10 protein-coding genes are annotated in these 20613 nt (G+C 35.2%); 6 read left to right on the top strand and 4 right to left on the bottom strand.

Annotated features, from left to right (window positions below; all coding sequences use genetic code 11):
- Window positions 1-91 precede the first annotated feature (91 nt).
- Complete coding sequence (locus tag ACFOUY_RS06810) at window positions 92-586, bottom strand: cytidine deaminase (RefSeq protein WP_378959733.1); 495 nt, start codon at window positions 584-586, stop codon at window positions 92-94.
- A gap of 148 nt (window positions 587-734) precedes the next feature.
- On the opposite strand from ACFOUY_RS06810, the gene ACFOUY_RS06805 reads away from it, so the two are divergent.
- Genes ACFOUY_RS06805 through ACFOUY_RS06795 form a run of 3 tightly spaced genes read left to right on the top strand, consistent with a single transcriptional unit; the run spans window position 735 to window position 9071 of the window.
- Window positions 735-5729, top strand: a complete 4995-nt coding sequence (locus ACFOUY_RS06805) for a translocation/assembly module TamB domain-containing protein (RefSeq protein WP_378959732.1) — start codon at window positions 735-737, stop codon at window positions 5727-5729.
- Window positions 5713-8046, top strand: a complete 2334-nt coding sequence (tamL, locus tag ACFOUY_RS06800; protein ID WP_378959731.1) for a translocation and assembly module lipoprotein TamL — start codon at window positions 5713-5715, stop codon at window positions 8044-8046. The genes ACFOUY_RS06805 and tamL overlap by 17 nt, the downstream gene beginning before the upstream one ends.
- 8 nt (window positions 8047-8054) lie before the next feature.
- The gene (locus ACFOUY_RS06795; protein WP_378959730.1) at window positions 8055-9071 is read left to right on the top strand and encodes a YihY/virulence factor BrkB family protein; all 1017 of its coding nucleotides are present in this window, start codon (window positions 8055-8057) and stop codon (window positions 9069-9071) included.
- Window positions 9072-9841: 770 nt separating this feature from the next.
- Here ACFOUY_RS06795 and ACFOUY_RS06790 read toward each other — a convergent pair.
- Complete coding sequence (locus ACFOUY_RS06790; protein WP_378959729.1) at window positions 9842-11710, bottom strand: DNA topoisomerase IV subunit B; 1869 nt, start codon at window positions 11708-11710, stop codon at window positions 9842-9844.
- 394 nt (window positions 11711-12104) lie between these two features.
- Here ACFOUY_RS06790 and ACFOUY_RS06785 point away from each other — a divergent pair, with 394 nt between their 5' ends.
- From ACFOUY_RS06785 to ACFOUY_RS06775, 3 genes are all read left to right on the top strand, one after another.
- Window positions 12105-13442, top strand: a complete 1338-nt coding sequence (locus ACFOUY_RS06785) for an APC family permease (protein WP_378959728.1) — start codon at window positions 12105-12107, stop codon at window positions 13440-13442.
- Between the two features lie 305 nt (window positions 13443-13747).
- On the top strand, window positions 13748-15082 hold the full coding sequence (locus ACFOUY_RS06780; protein ID WP_378959727.1) for an MFS transporter: 1335 nt from the start codon (window positions 13748-13750) through the stop codon (window positions 15080-15082).
- Between the two features lie 197 nt (window positions 15083-15279).
- Complete coding sequence (locus ACFOUY_RS06775) at window positions 15280-16596, top strand: DEAD/DEAH box helicase (protein WP_378959726.1); 1317 nt, start codon at window positions 15280-15282, stop codon at window positions 16594-16596.
- Between the two features lie 374 nt (window positions 16597-16970).
- Here the strand turns inward: ACFOUY_RS06775 and leuS are convergent, their stop codons facing one another.
- Both leuS and ACFOUY_RS06765 read right to left on the bottom strand, forming a co-directional pair.
- Window positions 16971-19787 (bottom strand): leucine--tRNA ligase, encoded by a 2817-nt coding sequence (gene leuS, locus ACFOUY_RS06770; protein ID WP_378959725.1) that lies wholly within the window; start codon window positions 19785-19787, stop codon window positions 16971-16973.
- Window positions 19788-19964: 177 nt separating this feature from the next.
- Complete coding sequence (locus tag ACFOUY_RS06765) at window positions 19965-20369, bottom strand: lipocalin family protein (RefSeq protein ID WP_378959724.1); 405 nt, start codon at window positions 20367-20369, stop codon at window positions 19965-19967.
- Window positions 20370-20613 lie beyond the last annotated feature (244 nt).

Raw genomic sequence — 20613 nt, 5'->3', positions numbered from 1 at the left:
GTAAATATAATAAAAAGGATAACACAGTTAAATATTGGTTATTCACATTTAAAATTGAATAACTGAAATTTCAAACCGATTTGTATCTATATTATGCTTTTGCGCCAAGCCTATCTTCTACAAAACCAAATGGCAATAAGCTTTTCACACTTGGCACTTTTAAAACCTCGCCATCTATGCAATAAAAAATTACTTCGATTGGGCTTGCCTGTTTGCGCTCAAATTCTGCCATAACCTGTAAGCAACCACCACAAGAAGTAACTGGCTGTACAATTTCAAAAGCATCGGTTTGCGCAGTAATTGCCATACTTTTTATAACAGCATCTGGTTTTGAAGAGCCAATGCTAAAAAGTGCTACACGTTCAGCACAAAGTCCTGATGGATAAGCTAAATTTTCTTGATTGCTACCTAAAATAATTTCTCCTGATTCAAGTTGAATTGCCGTACCAACTCTAAATTTAGAATATGGCGAATATGAACTAGTCAAAGCTTGTTCAGAAAGTTTACATAGTTCTCTGTCTTTTTCGTTCAGTTCTTCAATACTATTATATTGCTCGAAACTTATATTTAAATTTATTGATTTCATTTATAACTGATTATCAAACCGCCAATGTTAAATTTTTATAGCGGGCGAACAATTTAGGATATTTTTTGTAGTAATTATAAAAAACTGTCTTTAAATTAATTTTAATGGCACGTTTTTAGCACTTCGTTAACACCAAACACGCTTAGCTTTGAATAAATACGTACGCAAAAGTCTCAAAATTTTATTGTGGGTAATTGCCTCCATAATCATACTGGTGGTTGCTTTAGCACTATCTCTAAATATACCAGCCGTTCAAAATTTCGTAAAAGGCAAAGCGATTAATTACCTTAAAAACAAAACCAAGACAGAAGTAAGTTTAGAAAGTATAAAAATAGCTTTGCCCAAAGATGTTGTATTAAACAAGTTTTATATCGAAGACCGCAAAGGTGATACCCTATTATATGCTGAAAAATTAGCTGTAGATATTAGTCTTTTTAAACTTTTAGACAATACTGTTGAGGTTAATAATATTGAACTAAAAAATATACGGGCCAACGTTAAACGTATAAGTCCGGATACGACTTTTAATTTTTCTTTTCTTGTTGATGCTTTTATGAGCGAAGAAAAAAAGCCAGAAGAGAAGATTGATAAGGACTCCACTTCTACCCTAAAATTTTCTGTAGATAAAGTTTCTTTTGAAGATATAGGAATTACCTATCGTGATGATGTTGCCGGAAACGACGTAAAAGTGTATTTAGGTGCGTTTAAAACAAAAATGAAAACTTTTGATTTAGCTAACCAGCATTACGTTATCCGAGATTTAAGTTTAAATAATACTTCTTTAACTTATCTACAACGCAAACCTTTGGTAGAACTGGTACAGCACATTACAAATACGGTAGATAGTAGTCAGAAGGAAACTAGCAAACTCCCATTAATAGAAATTGAAAACTTTGCTTTTAATAATGTAAAGGTAAATTACGATGACCAAGTCTCGACTACAAAAGCAATTGCCGATGTTAATGAATTAGGTTTGGTTAATCTAAAAGTTGATTTAACCAATAGTAAATATACCGTTGATGATGCAAAGCTAAATAAATCGAATATTCTTTTTGCTTTTAAACCAGCACCAAGTAACAACTTAAAAAAGGTCAAAGATACCGTTGTTCCAGAAAAATCTCCTTTAGGTTTAATTATTAAAAACATCAGCCTTGCCGAAAATAATGTTCAGTTTGATAATTTGGGTGCAAAACCTGCATCAAAAGGGATGGATTTTAATCACATGAAAATTACAGGCTTAACTTTCGGTGCAAGCGATGTTAATTATAGTGCCGCTGGAATTACGGCAAAAGTTAAAAACGGTTCATTAAAAGAGAAAAGTGGTTTTGCTTTAAATGAATTAAAGGGCAATGCAATTTATAACGATAAGCAAATTAAGCTAAGCGATTTCGTTTTAAAAACGCCAAATACCACTATAGAAAATGCTACAGAATTGAATTTCACTTCGATGGATGATTTAACTAAACATCCTGAAAGAGTTAAATTAAACTTAGCTTTTAAAAATACAAGCATTGGGTTAAAAGATGCAGGTTATTTTAGTGATGCTATTCCTGCAAATTACCGTAACGAAAAAATTAAGCTGAATGCAGAAGTTAATGGCTACCTAAATAATTTAAACATTCCTCGCTTACAAATCAGTGGATTGAAAAATACCCAAATCGATATTAGTGGAACAGCAAAAGGCTTGCCTGATATTAATAAAACCTTCCTCGATTTAAACATTAAAAAGCTTTACGTTACTAAGGCTGATATCTTAGTTGCTGTCCCTAAAAAATCGCTGCCACCTTCCATCGAATTACCAAATGTAATTAATGCAAGAGGAAAGTTTACGGGTTCAATGACTGATTTCAACACTAATATGAATATCCAAACGGATATGGGTGGCGCAATTTTAGTTGCAGGTATGAAAGGCCCAAAAGGAAAAGAAAGTTACAAAGCAGATATCAACCTGAATAATTTTAATGTTGGTCGCCTATTAAAAATGCAACCAAAGCTTGGACGTGTCTCGGTTAAAGCCAATGTTGCAGGAACGGGCCTCGATCCTAAAAAAATAAATGCAAAATTTAATGCGAAAGTTTTGAGCGCTTTTTATAATAAATATACTTACAGAAACTTAAATATTGCCGGTACTTATGCCAATCAAAACGTTTCATTAAAAAGTAGCATGCCGGATAGCAACGCTAATTTTGCTTTAGATGCAAAGGTAAATATGGCAGAAAAATACCCTGCCGTTAAAGCCGATTTGAATCTAAAACAAGTTAATCTACAAGCTTTAAATTTTAGCCCGACGGTTTTAAGTGCCGCCGGTATAGTAAAAGTAGATTTGAAAACAGCCGACGCCGATTACTTAAACGGAACTGTAGATATTACAGGCTTGCAAGTAGTTAAAGATGCCCAAAGAATTAGTGTTGATACCATTTCAGTTTTTGCAAAATCGACTGAAACCGAAAATCAACTGACATTGAAATCGGAAATTTTATCAGCAAAAATTGATGGAAAATACCAGCTCACTAAAGTGAGTAATGCTATCATAAATGAAATTAATAAATATTATGCATTTGGAGAGATTACAAAAGTACCAGACCAACGCCTGCGTTTCTTTGTACAGGTTTACGATTCAAAACTTTTAAAACAGTTTGTTCCAGAATTAACTGTTTTCAAGTCTTCTCAATTTTACGGCTTAATAGATACACAGAAAGACAGCTTACAAATCAAAGGTAATTTCCCACAAATTGTTTATGGTGATTTTAAAGTAGATACAACTGTCCTCAATATTAATAACGATAACAATAAATTAGCCTATGGCTTAACAGTAAAAGCTTTACAAAGCCCTTCGGTTGCTTTATTTAATACAGAAATTAGCGGCGATGCAGCAAACAATTTATTGGGTGTTAATATTTTCCTTCGTGATAGACAACGGAAAGATAAATATGTAATCGGTGGAAATTTCCAATCGATAAATAAAGATTTCAAATTCACATTAGACCCGCAAAAACTGTTATTAGATTACCAAAAATGGGTGGTTTCGCAAGATAATTACATTCAGTTTGGAGCATCAGGAATATTAGTTAACCAGTTTCAAATCAGCAATAGCGGTCAATCTCTATCTATAAACAGCAACCCAACGCAACCAAATGCACCTTTATCGGTAGAGTTTAAAGATTTCCAATTAGAAACACTTACAAAATTTGCAGAAACTGACACCACATTGGTGGGAGGACGTTTAAATGGAACTGCTAATGTAAAGGATTTGGCATCGACACCAAAGTTTGAAGCAAACCTAACCATCGATCAACTACGTTATCAAAAAGATCAGCTTGGAACCTTACGCCTTGCGGTTAATAATAACACCGAAAACGCGTTCGAAGTAAATGTTGCATTAAGCGGTGTTCACGAATTAAGGGCTAATGGATTTTATTATACGGCTCCACAAAGTGCATTAGATTTAACGGTTAACATAGATAAAATCGAAATGAAAAATATCGAAAGTTTATCTCAAGGCCAATTAAAAAATGGCACAGGAACTTTAACTGGTTCACTAAGTGTTAAAGGTGCCCTAACTGCTCCGAAAATACTTGGAGATTTAACCTTTAATAATGCCGGAATCAATGTGGCTTATGTAAATTCTTACATAAGGATGCAAAATGAAAAAATCTCTTTCACTAACGAGGGAATTAGCTTTAATAACTTTACTATCCTTGATTCACTAAATCAGAAAGCCACAATTAATGGAAAAGTTTTAACAAGCGATTTCAAGAATTACAAATTTGGTTTAGACATCCGTACCTATAACTTTAGGGCTTTAAATTCTACTGCTGCCGACAATGAATTGATTTACGGTACCGTTTTCTTAACCAGTAATATTAAGATTCGGGGCAATCTAAATCAGCCCGATGTAAACATGGATTTAAAGGTGAACAAGGGTACCAAATTCTTTTTTGCTTTGCCAGCAACCGACCCTTCAATAATTGACCAGGAAGGTATTGTGCAGTTTATTGACGCCGATGCGCCACCATTTAACGGGCAAAGGGCTTTAAAAGTGGATAGCATAAGTAGATCACCCATTAAAGGAATTAATCTGGTTGCAAATGTTAGCGTAGACCCTGAAGCCGAACTAAATGTAGTTGTAGATCCTTCTAACGGCGATGCTTTAAATGTAAAAGGCGATGCAAACTTAAATGCAACTATAGACCCGAGTGGTAAAATTAGTTTAACCGGTCGCTACGAAATTGTTGATGGATCTTATAATTTATCTGTTGGTCCTTTGGGTAAAAAAGAATTTAGATTGGTTAAAGGAAGTACCATTATTTGGACAGGTGAACCAACCTCTGCAAATGTAAATTTAACTGCCTTATACGAAGTTAATGCCGCACCAATAGATTTATTAAATACACCAGAAGATAATACAGCAAAAACCAAATTACCTTTTCAGGTTTATTTAATGATGAAAGGTGAATTGTTAAAACCTATTATCTCTTTTAAATTGGATCTACCATCGAACGAAGGTGGCCCGTTATACAATGATATTCGTGCTAAACTAAATAACGTAAATAGAGATGAAAGCGAGCTTAATAAACAAGTTTTTGCTTTACTAGCGCTAAACAGGTTTATCGCGAATAATCCATTCCAAAGCTTAGCAGTCGGTGGTGGTGGCGTTTCTACCTTGGCACGCTCAAGCGTAAGTAAACTGTTAACAGAACAACTAAACAATCTTACATCAGATTTAATTCAGGGTGTAGATTTAAATTTCGGGGTAAATTCATCAGAAGATTACTCTACGGGCTCAATGCAACAAAAAACAGACCTTGAAGTTGGTTTATCTAAAAAGTTATTAAATGATAGGCTAACCGTTACTGTTGGAAGCTCGTTCGCTTTAGAAGGCCCGCAGGCGCCAGGCGAAAAATCGACAAATATTGCTGGAAATGTAAACGTAGAATATGCACTTTCTGCTGATGGCAGATACCGTTTAAGAGCATACAGACGTAATCAAAATGACGTTATTGTTCAAGGTCAAATCATCGAAACAGGTTTGGGCTTTACCTTAGTCGTAGATTACAATAAATTCAGAGAAATATTCCAAAAGAAAAGAATCAGAAAAATAAGAACCATTGAACAGAAAGCGCAAAATGAAACAACTAACTAGACCAACGTTATTTATACTGGCCTGCTTAGTTTGGGCTGGTTGCAGTACTACGAAATCCTTAAAACCCGGACAATCATTATACACTGGAGCCGAGGTCAAAATTAATCCTGATTCTACCGGAAGAATTGCTGATGAGAAACAAGTAAAAAGCGACCTGGAAGCCAAAACAAGACCCCGACCTAACAAGTCTATTTTAGGTATAAAGTATAAACTCGGTATTTATAATTTAGCAGGAGAACCGAAAAAACCAAAAGGCATTAGAAATTGGTTAAGAAAGCAAGGCGAACCACCAGTTCTAATGAGCGAAGTTAAATTAAAGTATAACAATGATGTTTTAACAAGTTACCTAATTAGCGAAGGCTACTTGCAGGCAATTGTTACTGGGGATACGGTTATAAAAGATAAAAAGGGAAAAGCTATCTACACCGCAAATACTGGCGACAGGTATAAAATAAATAAAATTACTTTCCCTGCAGATACAGGAACGATGACAAAAATCATCAACCAGAATAAAGATAAAACGCTTTTGAAAGTTGGAAATTTTTATGACTTAGATGTTTATAAAAACGAACGAATCAGAATTGATAACGACCTTAAAGAAAATGGGTACTTCTATTTCAGTCCTGATTATTTGATTATGCAGGTGGATAGTACGATTGGAAAAAATCTTGTAAACATAACCGTAAAGGTAAAAGACATCGCTCCCGATGCAGGCTTGAAGCCTTATCGCATTAAAAAAATCAATATTTACCCAAGTTATTCTCTTAGAAGAGACAGTGCTTTAAGAGCTTCTAAACCTTTGGTTTACAATGATTTTAATATTTACGATGACCGAAATACATTTAAACCGCGTTTGTTTGATAGATTGGTTTTCTTTCAGAAAGATGAATTATATAACCGTAAAGATCATAACCAGTCGTTAAACCGAATGGTTAACATAGGCGCATTTCAGGATGTTAGAGCAGAATTTCTACCGATTGATAGTTTTAAAAACAATGAACTAGATCTCAACATATATTTAACTCCGCTAAAAAAGAATTCCCTTACCTTTTCAGTAACGGGAACGAGTAAATCAAATAATTTCGTTGGTTCTGAGGTTAAAGTTACCCAAACCACAAGAAATTTATTTAGAGGAGCCGAGCAGTTGGATATTAGTGTTAGTGGAGGTTTTGAAACCCAAACCAGAGGTACTTCTGTGGGTAAAAATACGCTTTCATTAACAGCTGAAGGCAAAATAACATTCCCGCGTTTTATTGTGCCTTTCTACAAACCAAATAGCACAAATGCTTTTATTCCTAAAACGATTGCCTCATTGTCTTACCAAATGCTAAGTCGCGGTTCTGAATATACGCTTCGTGCCTATAAAGGACAATTCGGGTACAACTTTAAGGAAAACTTATATAAAGAGCATAATTTTAATCCGATTTCTGTAAGCTATATCTCTACAGGATTCAAAGCAAATGGTTTAAAAACCTCCACCGATGTAAGAGATAGTTTATACGAGGCAAACCCATTGCTAAAAGCTACATTAGAAAATCAGTTTATAATAGGTAGCAATTACAATTTCACTTACACTAACCAAATGGAAGAAAACCGTAGAAATAATACATATTTCTTTGGCGGAATTGAAACCGGTGGTAATGTTTGGGGCTTATTTACTCCTACAAATGATGATGGACAAAAAACTTTATTCAGTACACCACTTACACAATTTATCAGATTTGAAGCTGATTTAAGAGATTACTATAAAATTAATAAAAATCTAATTTGGGCAAACAGACTAAACTTAGGCTATGGTTACGCGTACGGAAACAGCTCTTCCTTACCTTTTGTTAGGCAATTTTTCGCTGGCGGAAGTAATGATATTCGTGCTTTTCCAGCTAGAACCCTTGGACCAGGAACCTTTAAAGTTGATGATGATGCCACTTTTGCAGACCAGGGTGGAGATATTAAATTGATGTTAAATTCAGAACTTAGATTTAAAATTGTAAGCGTTCTATATGGAGCTCTTTTTGTTGATGCTGGAAATATCTGGTTGAGAAAAGAAGATATCGGTGTACCTGGAACGAATAATTTTGGAAGACCAGGCTCAGGTTTCAAGCTTAAAAACACTTTAAATGAACTTGCAGTGGGCACAGGTGCTGGTTTACGTGTAGATGCTACTATATTTGTAGTACGCCTTGATGTTGCATTTCCTGTAAGAAAACCTTATTTGCCGGAAGGACAGCGTTGGGTTTTCGACAGTATCTCTTTTGGTAATAAAGATTGGAGAAGGGAAAATTTAATCTTTAATATTGGCATTGGGTATCCATTTTAAAATTGTAGATGAAACTAATTCTTAAGATTAAAAAATTCTTTATTGCTCTTTACCATCTTTTTATTGCAGCTGGTAAAGGATTTGCCGAAGATAGAGTAATGAAATTAAGTGCCGCATTGGCCTATTATACTATTTTTTCGCTAACCCCACTTATCATAATAGTCTTATCTGCCGCAACTCTATTCTTTGGGGAAAGAATGAAAACCAGAGATAAGTTTTTTACCGAGATTACAGAGTTGGTAGGAAAAGATGCTGCAGCACAAATACAGGGGTTTGTAGAACACGCTAACAAAACTGGTCAATCTACCCTTGGTTTAATAATTGGTATTGGCACATTAGTAATCGGATCAACGGCCATTTTTATTGAAATTCAGGATAGTATAAATATGATTTGGAAAGTAAAAGCCATACCAAAAAAAGGTTGGCTAAAAATGCTTACCAATAGATTATTATCGTTTTCGCTTATTGTATCAATGGGCTTTTTGTTATTGGTATCTTTAGTTATAAACAGTGTTGTTGTAGGTTTAGGCGATAAGTTGGTTTCTATAATTTCTCAAAGCGAAATAGAAGACGTGATTCCTGTTGCAAACGACACCATGGCTTTGCTTATCTACATTTTAAACAACGTTATTACAATTGCAGCAGTAACTGCTGTTTTTACAGTGATCTTTAAAGTGCTTCCAGATGTTAAAATTAAGTGGAAATCTGCAATTATTGGCGCACTTTTTACAGCGTTATTGTTTAGTTTAGGCAAATATTTAATCGGCATTTACATTGAAAAAGGAAGCACTGTTTCTGCATTTGGAGCAGCAGGCTCCATTATTGTTATTCTACTGTGGATATATTACACTTCTATAATATTATATTTCGGGGCAGAGTTTACACAAGCTTATGCAGAGAAATATGATGGTGGAATTGAGCCAAGTAAATATGCTGTATTTACTAAAATAACAATTGTAGAGAAAAAGGTTGATATATTACCACCTCAACACCCTGAAGATACTGTTAATGCACCCAAAGATTAGAAGCATTTACTGTCAGAATTGCTATTTTATCTTAATGCTTTAATCATTTTTTCTAAAAGTTTCTTTTTCAAGAAATGGTTTTAGAACTAGCTCATTCATTCCTGATTCTAGGTATTTTTTTTGCTAGCTTGCATTACATTCGCCATTACGCCAAGTATATGGATATTCTTTTTATAGAATTTTCACTATTTTTATCTTTCTAGTCAACTCTATTCCACGGCTTGATTGTATCAACTTTTATTATGCCTTTTAAACTGCCTTGTGGTAAATAATTTACTTTTCAGATTTATCTTTTCGACATCTTTATCTACCTGAATTAAAAAATTAATTAAACTATCAGACAACCTTAATAAGATTAATCGAGATATTCTTAACTTTTCTGTCTTATAAGATCGTCAAACGATTCTTTCTATAATCCCTTTTCATTCTGGTTTTGGTTTTTAAGGGTATCCATGATTAAAGAAACCTCTTTGTCTCGATGACAAACCGATTATAATAATTACGCTATCCACTAACAATAAACATTCTACAGCTATTTCGGCATTGTATAGCTTAAAAATACAGCTATCTAATTTTGTAAAATCGTTCTGAACCTGAACAACTTTATTTACTGATTTTAAAAGAGATATTTTAGAGAAATTAACGAATAACCCTGTTTTTATTCCGAAAATTAATAAGATTAAAAATACGACTAATAGATATTTAGCTCTTGAACTTTTAGAGGGTTTCCAATGGGTTAACTTAATTCTGCAATTAAATCAACGCTAAATTTATGCTACATCATCAATAATTTTAGGTTCTTCTACCGCTTCGTCTTTCTCTACACGCAGGTTTCTGATGATATGTTGCTGTCTATCGGGTGTATTTTTACCCATATAGTATTCAAGCAAACTTTTTATGGTTTGATCTTTCAAAATAACAGGGTCTAGCCTAATATCTTTTCCAATAAACAAACCAAACTCATCAGGCGAGATTTCTCCTAACCCTTTAAAACGAGTAATTTCCGGTTTATTACCTAATTTTTCGATTGCATTTCGGCGCTCTTCATCACTATAACAATAAATGGTTTCTTTTTTATTTCGAACCCTAAACAAAGGGGTTTGTAAAATGTAAACATGTCCTGCTTTTACTAAATCAGGAAAAAACTGAAGGAAGAAAGTCATCATCAACAATCTAATGTGCATACCATCTACATCCGCATCTGTAGCAATTACAATATTGTTGTAATGCAAACCTTCTAAGCCATCTTCAATATTTAAAGCATGTTGTAATAGGTTAAACTCTTCGTTTTCGTAAACAACTTTTTTGGTTAACTCGTAACAATTAAGCGGTTTGCCTTTTAAACTAAAAACAGCCTGACAGTCCACATCACGAGATTTTGTAATAGAGCCCGATGCAGAATCGCCTTCGGTAATAAACAAAGTGGTTTCGTAACGTTTTTCGTGTGTGGTGTTAAAATGAACTTTACAATCGCGAAGTTTTTTGTTATGTAAAGATGCTTTTTTAGCTCTATCATTAGCTAGTTTCTTAATACCAGCAATGTCTTTACGTTCGCGTTCTGATTGATTAATTCTTTTTAAAAGTGCATCGGCAACATCAGGATTTTTGTGCAGGTAATCGTCTAATTCTTTTTTAACAAAATCATTGATGAATGTAGCAACTGACGGCCCTTCGGGCCCCATGTTCTGAGAACCTAATTTAGTTTTTGTTTGTGATTCGAAAACTGGCTCCTGCACTCGAACAGAAATTGCTGCAATGATTGAAGAACGAACATCAGACGCATCAAATTCTTTCTTAAAAAACTCCCGAACAGTTTTTACTACAGCAGCACGAAATGCAGCTTGGTGTGTTCCACCTTGTGTAGTATGTTGCCCGTTAACGAAAGAATGGTAATCTTCGCCATATTGCTGACCATGAGTCATTGCAATTTCGATATCGTTACCAATCATGTGGATAATCGGATAACGAATTTCTTCTGGCTTATTAAATTTAGAAAGCAAATCGTAAAGACCTCTTTCCGAAAAATATTTTTGATTATTAAAATTTACAGTTAACCCAGTATTTAAAAACACGTAATTCCAAACCATGCTCTCTACAAAATCAGGAATGTAATGGTAATTTCTAAAAATACTTTCATCAGGATAAAAAGTGATTGCCGTACCGTTACGTTGTGTCGTATCAATTATAGGTTGCTCATTTACGATTTCCCCTTTAGAAAACTCTACCTTTTTCGTTTTTCCGTCACGATATGATTGAACAACAAAATTTGCAGATAAAGCGTTAACAGCCTTTGTACCTACACCATTCAATCCGACAGATTTTTGGAAGGCATTACTATCATATTTACCACCGGTATTTATTTTGCTTACACAATCTATAACTTTACCTAAAGGAATACCTCTACCATAATCACGAATATTTACCTTCTGCTCAGAAACTGTAATCTCGATGGTTTTTCCTGTGCCCATCACAAACTCATCAATTGAGTTATCTACAATTTCCTTCAACAAAACATAAATTCCATCGTCTTGCGCAGAGCCATCACCAAGCTTACCGATGTACATACCGGGGCGTAGTCTAATGTGTTCTTTCCAATCTAATGAGCGAATACTGTCGTCGTTATAAATTACTTCTGCCATAAGTTTTGTTGTTTTTTATCAGGTTGATTGAACCTTGCTTAACATAAAGCAGCCATACCGAGGGATGTTCGGAACAAGCTTTAACATTCAACATGACAAATATTTAGGGATGATTTGATATCGAAATTTAGTTTTTTTATTCTTATTTATTTTCCCAAATCTCGATTAGCAAAATATTATACAATAATAGATTTATTCTTTGAGGCTAGCAAATGAAAATTTCAACAAAAAGGATATGAGCAATGAATAATATAAGAGGTAAGATTGGGGAACCGCCATTCCCTTAAGTTCCTTTTTTTCTTTTCCATATCCATTTCCCATCTTACGTCTTTCCATCTTACCTCAAACAGTATAATCATTCGTATCTTCGTTCTTTCAATTAAACAGCAAATTAATGCAGCAAAAAAAGCAACTTTCGCTCTTCGATTTATCCATGATTGTGGTTAGTTTGGTAATCGGTATGGGTATTTTTCGTACGCCTGTTAACGTTGCTGCAAAAGCCCAAATACCCGAATTGTTTTATCTGGCATGGTTTATCGGTGGCTTTGTTGCTTTTTGTGGTGCGCTAACTTATGCGGAAATTGGATCCAGATATCCAGTAACTGGCGGCTATTATAAAATTTTCTCTGCAGCTTATCATCCATCTATCGCATTTGCAATTAACTGTATTGTTATTATTTCGAGCGCCGCATCTGTTGCGGCAATTTCTATTATTGGTGCAGAATATTTGGGTAAAATAATTTTACCCGCTGATATGCAAACTGATTTTTATCGTGTTGCTATTGCAATAACCACAATTTTAGTTTTCTACTTAATTAATTTATTGGGTTTAAAAGCCAGTGCAAAAACACAGAATGTATTAACTATAATTAAAATTGCATTAATACTGATGTTAATCTGTGCTATCTTTTTCGTTGGAAATACTGAAACCATCAGTCCGGTTTTTAAAACGGCAAATGGTGCTTTACCTACCTGGTCTGATTACGGAAAAGCATTAGGTTTATGTCTTATTGCAGTTTCCTTCTCCTATGCAGGCTACGCACAAACCATAAATTTCGGTGGCGAAGTTAAGGAAGCTAAAAAAGTAATTCCGCGTTCTATTATTATAGGTTTAACCATAATTATTATCCTTTATTTAGTACTTAATTACGTTTATGTAAAAGTTATAGGTTTCGAAGAATTAAAAACGGCAGAAAGTATAGCTGCCATTTTAGCATCCAAAATCTTCGGCCCGGCTGGTTTTAAACTACTATCGGTAATCATTTTCGTTTCGGTAATGGGCTATGTAAATGTTAACTTACTAAGCAACCCTAGGGCAATGTTTGCTATGGGCGAAGAAGGTGCTCTACCCAAAATTTTTAGTAAAATAAATAAAAAAACAGAGGTAATTACCTTAAGCTTAACTATTTTCACACTAATTACGGTAGTAATCATTTTTTACGCAAAAACCTTCGACAAGATTTTAAATTATACAATTTTTTTAGAAAGTATTAGCATGGCAAGCTCGGCAGCAACAATTTTTATACTCAGGAAACGTACCGCACATCTGGATAAAAAAACCATATACACTGTTCCACTATACCCTATTCTGCCAATCATATTTATTGCTGCCTATACTTTTGTAGCTTTTAGTATTTATGCTGATGACCCAAATGCAGCGCTTAACGGGCTGTATATTTTTATTGGCTTTTTGGCAGTCTATTTTATCAATAGGTTGTTTAACAGGAAATAATTATTTTATTTGAAAAGCAATTGTTGTGCTTATCGCTTTCGATAGTACCGCTTCTGCCTGGTTTAATTAACGAAGAGCAGCACAAATAACTTAAAACCGCAAGATTTAAAAGATTATTTTTGTAATCTGTAGCTTGGTAATAATTGTTTTTACATTAGCATTTTGCACTTAAATAGCAGCAAAATGCTATTAAAACAAACCTGATTGGAATGTGCATGGAGCGCAGCGAAATAAAATGTAAAGCAGGGCCGATTTAACCAATAAAAAATAGGAACTTGCTTTACCTAAAGAATTATAATTAGTTAATGGATAAAGCACTCTCAGGGAAACAAAAAATTGCTTATGCGGCCGGAATGATGGGCTGGAGTATTATGACAAATATTATAATTGTAATGCTGCCTTATTTCTATTTACCTCCAAACAATTCTGGCTTATCACCTTTGGTTCCTCAATTACTATTATTCGGTGCTTTTAATCTTTTATCTATTATTGCTGCATCGGGCCGACTCATTGATGCCATTTACGACCCATTTATTGCTTCAGTTAGTGATAGAAGTACAAACCCAAAAGGCAGAAGATTTCCAATAATGAAGTGGGCAATTTTACCTGCGGTAATTTTCTGTTGTTTAGTTTTTCATCCTTGGGTAAAGGGAGAAAGTGTAAATAATGCATGGTGGTTAACGTTCGTTTTGGCTGGTTTTTTCATTGCGGTTACCACCTATATTATTCCATATAACGCTTTACTAGCCGAACTAACGCATACTGCCGAAGAAAAAGTAAAACTATCTACATTACAACAAGTTGGCTTTGTACTGGGAATGATTCTTGGCGCATTGATTAATAATTTCGCAGATTTAATTCAAAGTGGATTTCATATTACGAACCGTTTTGAAGCTTTACAATACACTATTATTTCTTTAAGTGCTTTCTCTGGCTTGGTAATGGTTTTACCTATCGTTTTTATTAATGAGCGGGAATATGTTCAAAGCACGCCATCGCATATACCACTTTTGCCAGCCATAAAAAGCACTTTTAGAAACGCAAACTTCAAATATTATTTAATTTCTGATTTTACATATTACACCGCCTTAAGTATTATGTCGAGCGGGTTATTATACTTTGTAACGGTTTTACTCGGTTTACCAGACTCTGATGGCGGTAAATTCATGGGAATTATGGTTTTCCTTTCGCTGTTATTTTATCCATTTATAAACTATGGTTCGAAAAAATTTGGAAAGAAAAATCTTGTTCTATTTGCATTTGGCATTCTGAGTTTAATTTTTGTTACTATTTTCTTTTTAGGAAAATTACCATTCGCACCTGCAAACCAAATGTATATTTTAGTTGCTTTTGCATCCTTCCCCTTAGCCGCATTAGGCATATTACCTAACGCAATTCTGGCAGATATTGCTCAAAAAGATACTCAGGAAAGTGGCGAAAATCACGAAGGAATGTTCTTCGCCGTTAAATATTTATTTGTAAAGCTTGGGCAAACTATAGGCATTGCTGTTTTCGCTATGCTAACCATCTATGGAAAAGACCCAGGAAATGATTACGGTTTACGATTAAATGGTATAGTTGGCTTTTCGCTTTGTGTAATAGCGTTATTGTTTTTCAGCAGGTTTAAAGAGGAAAAATAAGGATTGAATTTTCATATCATCAAGTCATTCTAAATTCAATAATTTTCAAAACCTATCATTTCCATAATAAATTTGTATCTTTGCCGCCGAAGCAGGAATATGGGCTTGCCATTCTGAATGGCATATTCTCTCCGCAAGTTAGTCCTTCAACAATTGATTGTTCTAGCTTCTTCGATAAATATTACAGATAAAAATACATGTTATTCAAAGAATTAAACCTCATTGAGCCAATTTTAAAGGCACTTGAGAAAGAAGGTTATACACAACCTACACCTATACAGGAGCAATCCATACCAACAATATTAAAAGGAAAAGATTTATTAGGCTGTGCACAAACAGGAACAGGTAAAACTGCTGCTTTTGCAATCCCGATGTTGCAGTTATTGCACGAAAAACACATTAACACTAAGGCTACAAAAAACATTAAGGCCTTGGTTTTAACACCAACACGCGAGCTTGCCATTCAAATTGAAGAAAGTTTTAAAGCCTATGGAAGTAATTTAAATTTACGCCGGTTGGTAATTTTTGGGGGTGTTAACCAACACTCGCAAGTAGAAGCTTTAAGAAAAGGTGTTGATATTTTAGTGGCTACTCCCGGTCGTTTATTAGACTTAATGAACCAAGGTTTTATCAGCCTAAGCACAATCGAGCTTTTCGTTTTAGATGAAGCAGATAGAATGTTGGATATGGGCTTTATCCACGATGTAAAAAAAGTGGTTGCTAAGTTACCAGCTAAACGCCAAACATTGTTTTTCTCGGCCACCATGCCTGATGAAATACAGAAGTTAGCCAATACGATTTTATCAAACCCAACGAAAGTTGAGGTTACGCCAATTTCTTCAACTGCTGAAACCATTGTTCAATCGGTTTATTTTGTTGATAAACCTGATAAAAAGAAGTTGTTAATTCACCTTTTGGATGATAAAAAAATTGAAACTGCTTTAGTTTTCACACGTACTAAACATGGCGCTGATAGAATTGTGAAGGATTTAGCACACGCTGGAGTTAAATCGGCTGCTATTCACGGGAATAAATCGCAAAATGCCCGTCAACGTGCTTTAACTGATTTTAAAGATAGAAAAATACGTGTTTTAGTAGCTACTGATATTGCTGCCCGTGGTATTGATATCGACCAATTATCTCACGTTTTCAATTTTGAATTACCTAATATTCCAGAATCTTATGTACACAGAATTGGCCGTACTGGTCGTGCTGGTGCAAATGGTATTGCAATTTCGTTCTGCGATGCGGAAGAAAATGAATACTTATTGGATATTCAGAAATTGATTAAAATTACTCTACCTGTTGTTGATGACCACCCTTATCCATTAAGTTGGGAAAGTATGATGGCTAAAAATCAGGTTAAACGTAAACCTCAGGCACAATCGAAAGGCGGTGGTGGTAATAGGGGCGGCGGCAGCAGAAGTGGTGGAGGCGATGGCAACATGAGCGGCAAACCTCGTAACGCTAGCGGACAAAGAAAGTTCGGTGGTAATAGAAGGAAAGCCTCGTAAAGGCTGAGGGCTGGAAGGTTGAAGGCTTAATAGCTGAAAGACAAAAGCCGAAAGACTAAAGCGAAAACCTAAAATATAAACCACGAGTTGTGTAATACAGCTCGTGGTTTTGTTTTTTAATCCGTCGGCTGAAACACCACGGCAATGAAGTATAGGAAGCTTTTTAAGTAAATCCCATAAATGGCAGTCATTGCAAGCTACGAAACAACTCCCTTCAAATGATAATATTGAAATAGATTGTTTCAGCCCATGAAAAATCGGCTTCGCAATATCGACAGTACAAAAACAGAAGCCCCGAGTCACAATAACTCAGGGCTTCTGTTTTATAAAACTATGCAGAAAACTTTCTGCTTTAGTAAGTAAGCATTCGCTTCTTAAACCACCACATTAATAATCTTTCCTTTTACGAAAATGATTTTCTTAGGGGCTTTACTGTCTAAGTATTTTATGAATTGCTCATCAGCTAACAAAATAGCCTCCACTTCTGGTTGCGCCAGAGTTAAGCTCAAATTCAAGTTCATCTTCATTTTACCATTAATAGAAACCGGGTAAGCAAATTCGTCTTCTACCAAGTGCTCTGGATTAAAAACCGGAAACTGGGTGTTAGATAAAGTTCCAGGCGCATTACCTAATTGAATCCAAAGTTCCTCGCAGATGTGTGGTGCATAAGGTGAAAGAATGATTACCATATCTTGCAAAATACTGCGTTTATTACATTTCAAATCAGTTAACTCATTAACTGCAATCATGAAACTGGAAACAGAAGTATTAAACGAGAAACGCTCAATATCATCTTGCACTTTCTTAATGATTTTATGTAAGGTTTTTAATTCTGCTTTAATTGGCTCTGCATCAGAAACGGTAAACTCCCAAGCATCATTGTGGAATAATCTCCAGAATTTACGCAAGAACTTAAACACACCTTCAATGCCATTGGTATTCCAAGGTTTACTTTGCTCCAGCGGGCCTAAAAACATTTCGTACATACGCAAAGTATCGGCGCCGTAACGCTCAATCAAATCATCGGGATTAACCACGTTGAATTTTGATTTCGACATTTTTTCTACTTCAACACCGCAGATGTATTTTCCACCTTCAAGAATAAATTCTGCATTTGCATATTCTTCTCTCCATGCCTTGAATTTGTTTAAATCAAGTACATCGTTTTCTACAATATTCACATCAACGTGTAAAGCAGAAGTTTTGTATTCCTTTCTTAATCCAGAAGAAACATAAATATTAGTTGGCTTTCCGTTTTCATCATTAATACGATAGACGAAATTACTTCTACCCTGAATCATCCCCTGGTTAATCAATTTTTTGAAAGGCTCTTCTTCTTTGGTATATCCCAAATCTTTCAAAAACTTGTTCCAGAAACGGCTGTATAATAAGTGACCAGTTGCGTGTTCAGAACCTCCAATGTATAAATCTACAGCTTGCCAGTATTCAATGGCTTCTTTTGATGCTAAATCGTTACTATTATTTGCATCCATATAACGGTACCAATACCAGCTACTGCCAGCCCAACCCGGCATGGTGCTTAATTCGTAATGATCACCATCTTTTGGTGTCCAGTTCTCGGCTCTTGCTAATGGTGGCTCACCGGTTTCAGTTGGTAAATATTTATCAATTTCTGGTAAGATTAAAGGTAATTCCTCTTCTTTTACCAGGTATGGTAAACCTTCTTTAAAGTAAACAGGAATTGGTTCTCCCCAGTAACGCTGGCGACCGAAAATCGCATCACGCTGACGGAAATTAACCTTCGCTTTACCAACTTTATTTTCTTCTAACCAGTTGTTTAAAAATGGAACTGATTCTTTATAAGTTAAGCCATTAATGAAACCAGAGTTAATATATTTTCCTTCTTTGGTATTATCGGCTTGAACATCAATATCTTTCTGACCATCTAAAATTTGAATAATTGGTAAGTTGAAATGCGTTGCAAACAACCAGTCGCGTTGGTCGCCACTTGGAACGCCCATTACCGCACCGGTGCCGTAACCGGCAAGTACGTAATCTGCAATCCACAAAGGAACACGCTCGTCATTTACCGGATTAATTACGTAAGAACCAGTAAAAGCACCCGAAACAGTTTTAGTATCCGCCATGCGGTCTAATTCCGATTTCTTTTTAGTTTGAGCGATGTAATTCTCAACTTCTTCTTTTTGTTCAGGCGTAGTCAATTCAGCAACCCATTCATGCTCTGGTGCTAAAACTAGGTATGAAACACCAAAAATGGTATCTACCCGGGTGGTGAAAACTTCTATACAAGCCTCACCCCGACCCTCCTCGAAGGAGAGGACTGGGGTGAGGCTTAAAGGAAACTTCACACTCGCACCAACACTCTTTCCAATCCAGTTGCGTTGCATTTCTTTTATTGGTTCAGGCCAATCGATGGTATCTAAACCTTGCAAAAGTCTATCGGCATAAGCGGTAATTCTCATGCTCCACTGCATCATTTTCTTTTGCTCAACAGGAAAACCTCCACGTTCAGAAAAACCGTCTTTAACTTCATCGTTGGCCAAAACTGTACCCAAAGCCGGGCACCAGTTTACAGTACTTTCTCTTAAGTAAGTTAAGCGATATTTTAATAATTCTTCTTGCTTTTCTTCTTCGGTAAAGGTTGCCCAATCGCTTGGCAAAAATTCTGTGGTATCTTCATCACAAACAGCTTTTACATCGGCAGAGCCTGATGCATTGAATTTTTCAATTAAAGTAGAAATATCTTCTGCCTTATCGTTTTCGATGTTGTACCAAGAATTGAACAATTGCATAAAAATCCACTGCGTCCATTTGTAATAAGATGGCTCGCTGGTTCGAACTTCACGACTCCAATCGAAAGAAAAACCAATTTGGTCTAGCTGGCGACGGTAAGTTGCAATGTTTGCCTCGGTGGTAATGGCCGGGTGTTGACCGGTTTGTATAGCATATTGCTCTGCAGGTAATCCGAAAGAATCGTAACCCATTGGATGCAATACGTTGAAGCCTTTAAGGCGTTTGTATCTCGAAAAAATATCTGATGCAATGTAACCCAGTGGGTGACCAACGTGTAAACCTGCTCCCGATGGATAAGGGAACATATCTAAAACATAATATTTTGGTTTTGTAGAATCAGTTTCGGCTTTAAAGGTTTGATTATCTGCCCAAAATTTCTGCCACTTTTGTTCTATTTCTTTGAATTGGTAATCCATTGCAAGTTTTAAATTTTTAAAGGGGCAAAATTACGGAAATTAAGGGGCTTAAAAAAACAGATTAATTTTTAATATTTTGCTAAGGAAATACAGATCTCATGAAGAAAAAGCACTCAAAAAAATGCGCCATTGATATCACAACCAATGGCGCAAGCAAATAATCGGGGATTAATATTTTTATCTCGTTAAGGTATAAACTTTAATGATATTCGTTTTATCGATTTTAGCAGTAAACTGAAGCTGTGAACCCGATAATGTAGAAACGGTACAGTATGAGGTGCCCTCTGGAAAAACCATATTAAAATCATTTCCAAGGGAAATAACATAGCTACCAATTGTTCGCTGATTGGTTAAACTTAATTCAACCTGGTCATCATCATTCGCCTTGAAATCTAAATAATCATTAATTGTATAATTAAAAGTTCCGTTAAGTGATGCATCTGAATTTCCACTTACTACAATTTTATTTACAGTCCACTTGCCAATTATTCTGGCTTTTAAAGATGTTGTATCCTTTTTGCATGAAAATAATGTTGCAGTTGCTATAAAAAGGAGACTAAGAATCGTAATTTGTTTTTTCATCCAGGTATTTTTTAGGTTTAGTATTGATTTATTAACGTCGCTTTACTAAATTTCGTACCAATCACTAAAAATCTACAGTTTTAGATACTGAATAAATGGCAAACTAAAACTTCGTTTTAGGCGTTAATGTTCATTTAGCATCCAGGGTCAACGCACTTAAATTTGGTTAAACACTTGCAATAGATACTGATTGTCCCATCCAGCCTTGAGTCTTTTAGTTACTAGAGAGCCCTTGGATGGATCT

The organism is Pedobacter jamesrossensis (assembly GCF_042650905.1).
Taxonomy (GTDB): domain Bacteria; phylum Bacteroidota; class Bacteroidia; order Sphingobacteriales; family Sphingobacteriaceae; genus Pedobacter; species Pedobacter jamesrossensis.
Note: the sequence above shows the minus strand (reverse complement) of the source record. Positions and strands in the feature narration are given on the sequence as shown.

Excerpts from the sequence above, each read along its gene's own strand:
- leuS (WP_378959725.1), bottom strand. The coding sequence starts at position 19,787 with ATGGATTACCAATTCAAAGAAATAGAACAAAAGTGGCAGAAATTTTGG.
- ACFOUY_RS06780 (WP_378959727.1), top strand. The coding sequence starts at position 13,748 with ATGGATAAAGCACTCTCAGGGAAACAAAAAATTGCTTATGCGGCCGGA.
- ACFOUY_RS06775 (WP_378959726.1), top strand. The coding sequence starts at position 15,280 with ATGTTATTCAAAGAATTAAACCTCATTGAGCCAATTTTAAAGGCACTT.
- ACFOUY_RS06795 (WP_378959730.1), top strand. The coding sequence starts at position 8,055 with ATGAAACTAATTCTTAAGATTAAAAAATTCTTTATTGCTCTTTACCAT.
- ACFOUY_RS06765 (WP_378959724.1), bottom strand. The coding sequence starts at position 20,369 with ATGAAAAAACAAATTACGATTCTTAGTCTCCTTTTTATAGCAACTGCA.
- ACFOUY_RS06785 (WP_378959728.1), top strand. The coding sequence starts at position 12,105 with ATGCAGCAAAAAAAGCAACTTTCGCTCTTCGATTTATCCATGATTGTG.
- tamL (WP_378959731.1), top strand. The coding sequence starts at position 5,713 with ATGAAACAACTAACTAGACCAACGTTATTTATACTGGCCTGCTTAGTT.
- ACFOUY_RS06810 (WP_378959733.1), bottom strand. The coding sequence starts at position 586 with ATGAAATCAATAAATTTAAATATAAGTTTCGAGCAATATAATAGTATT.
- ACFOUY_RS06790 (WP_378959729.1), bottom strand. The coding sequence starts at position 11,710 with ATGGCAGAAGTAATTTATAACGACGACAGTATTCGCTCATTAGATTGG.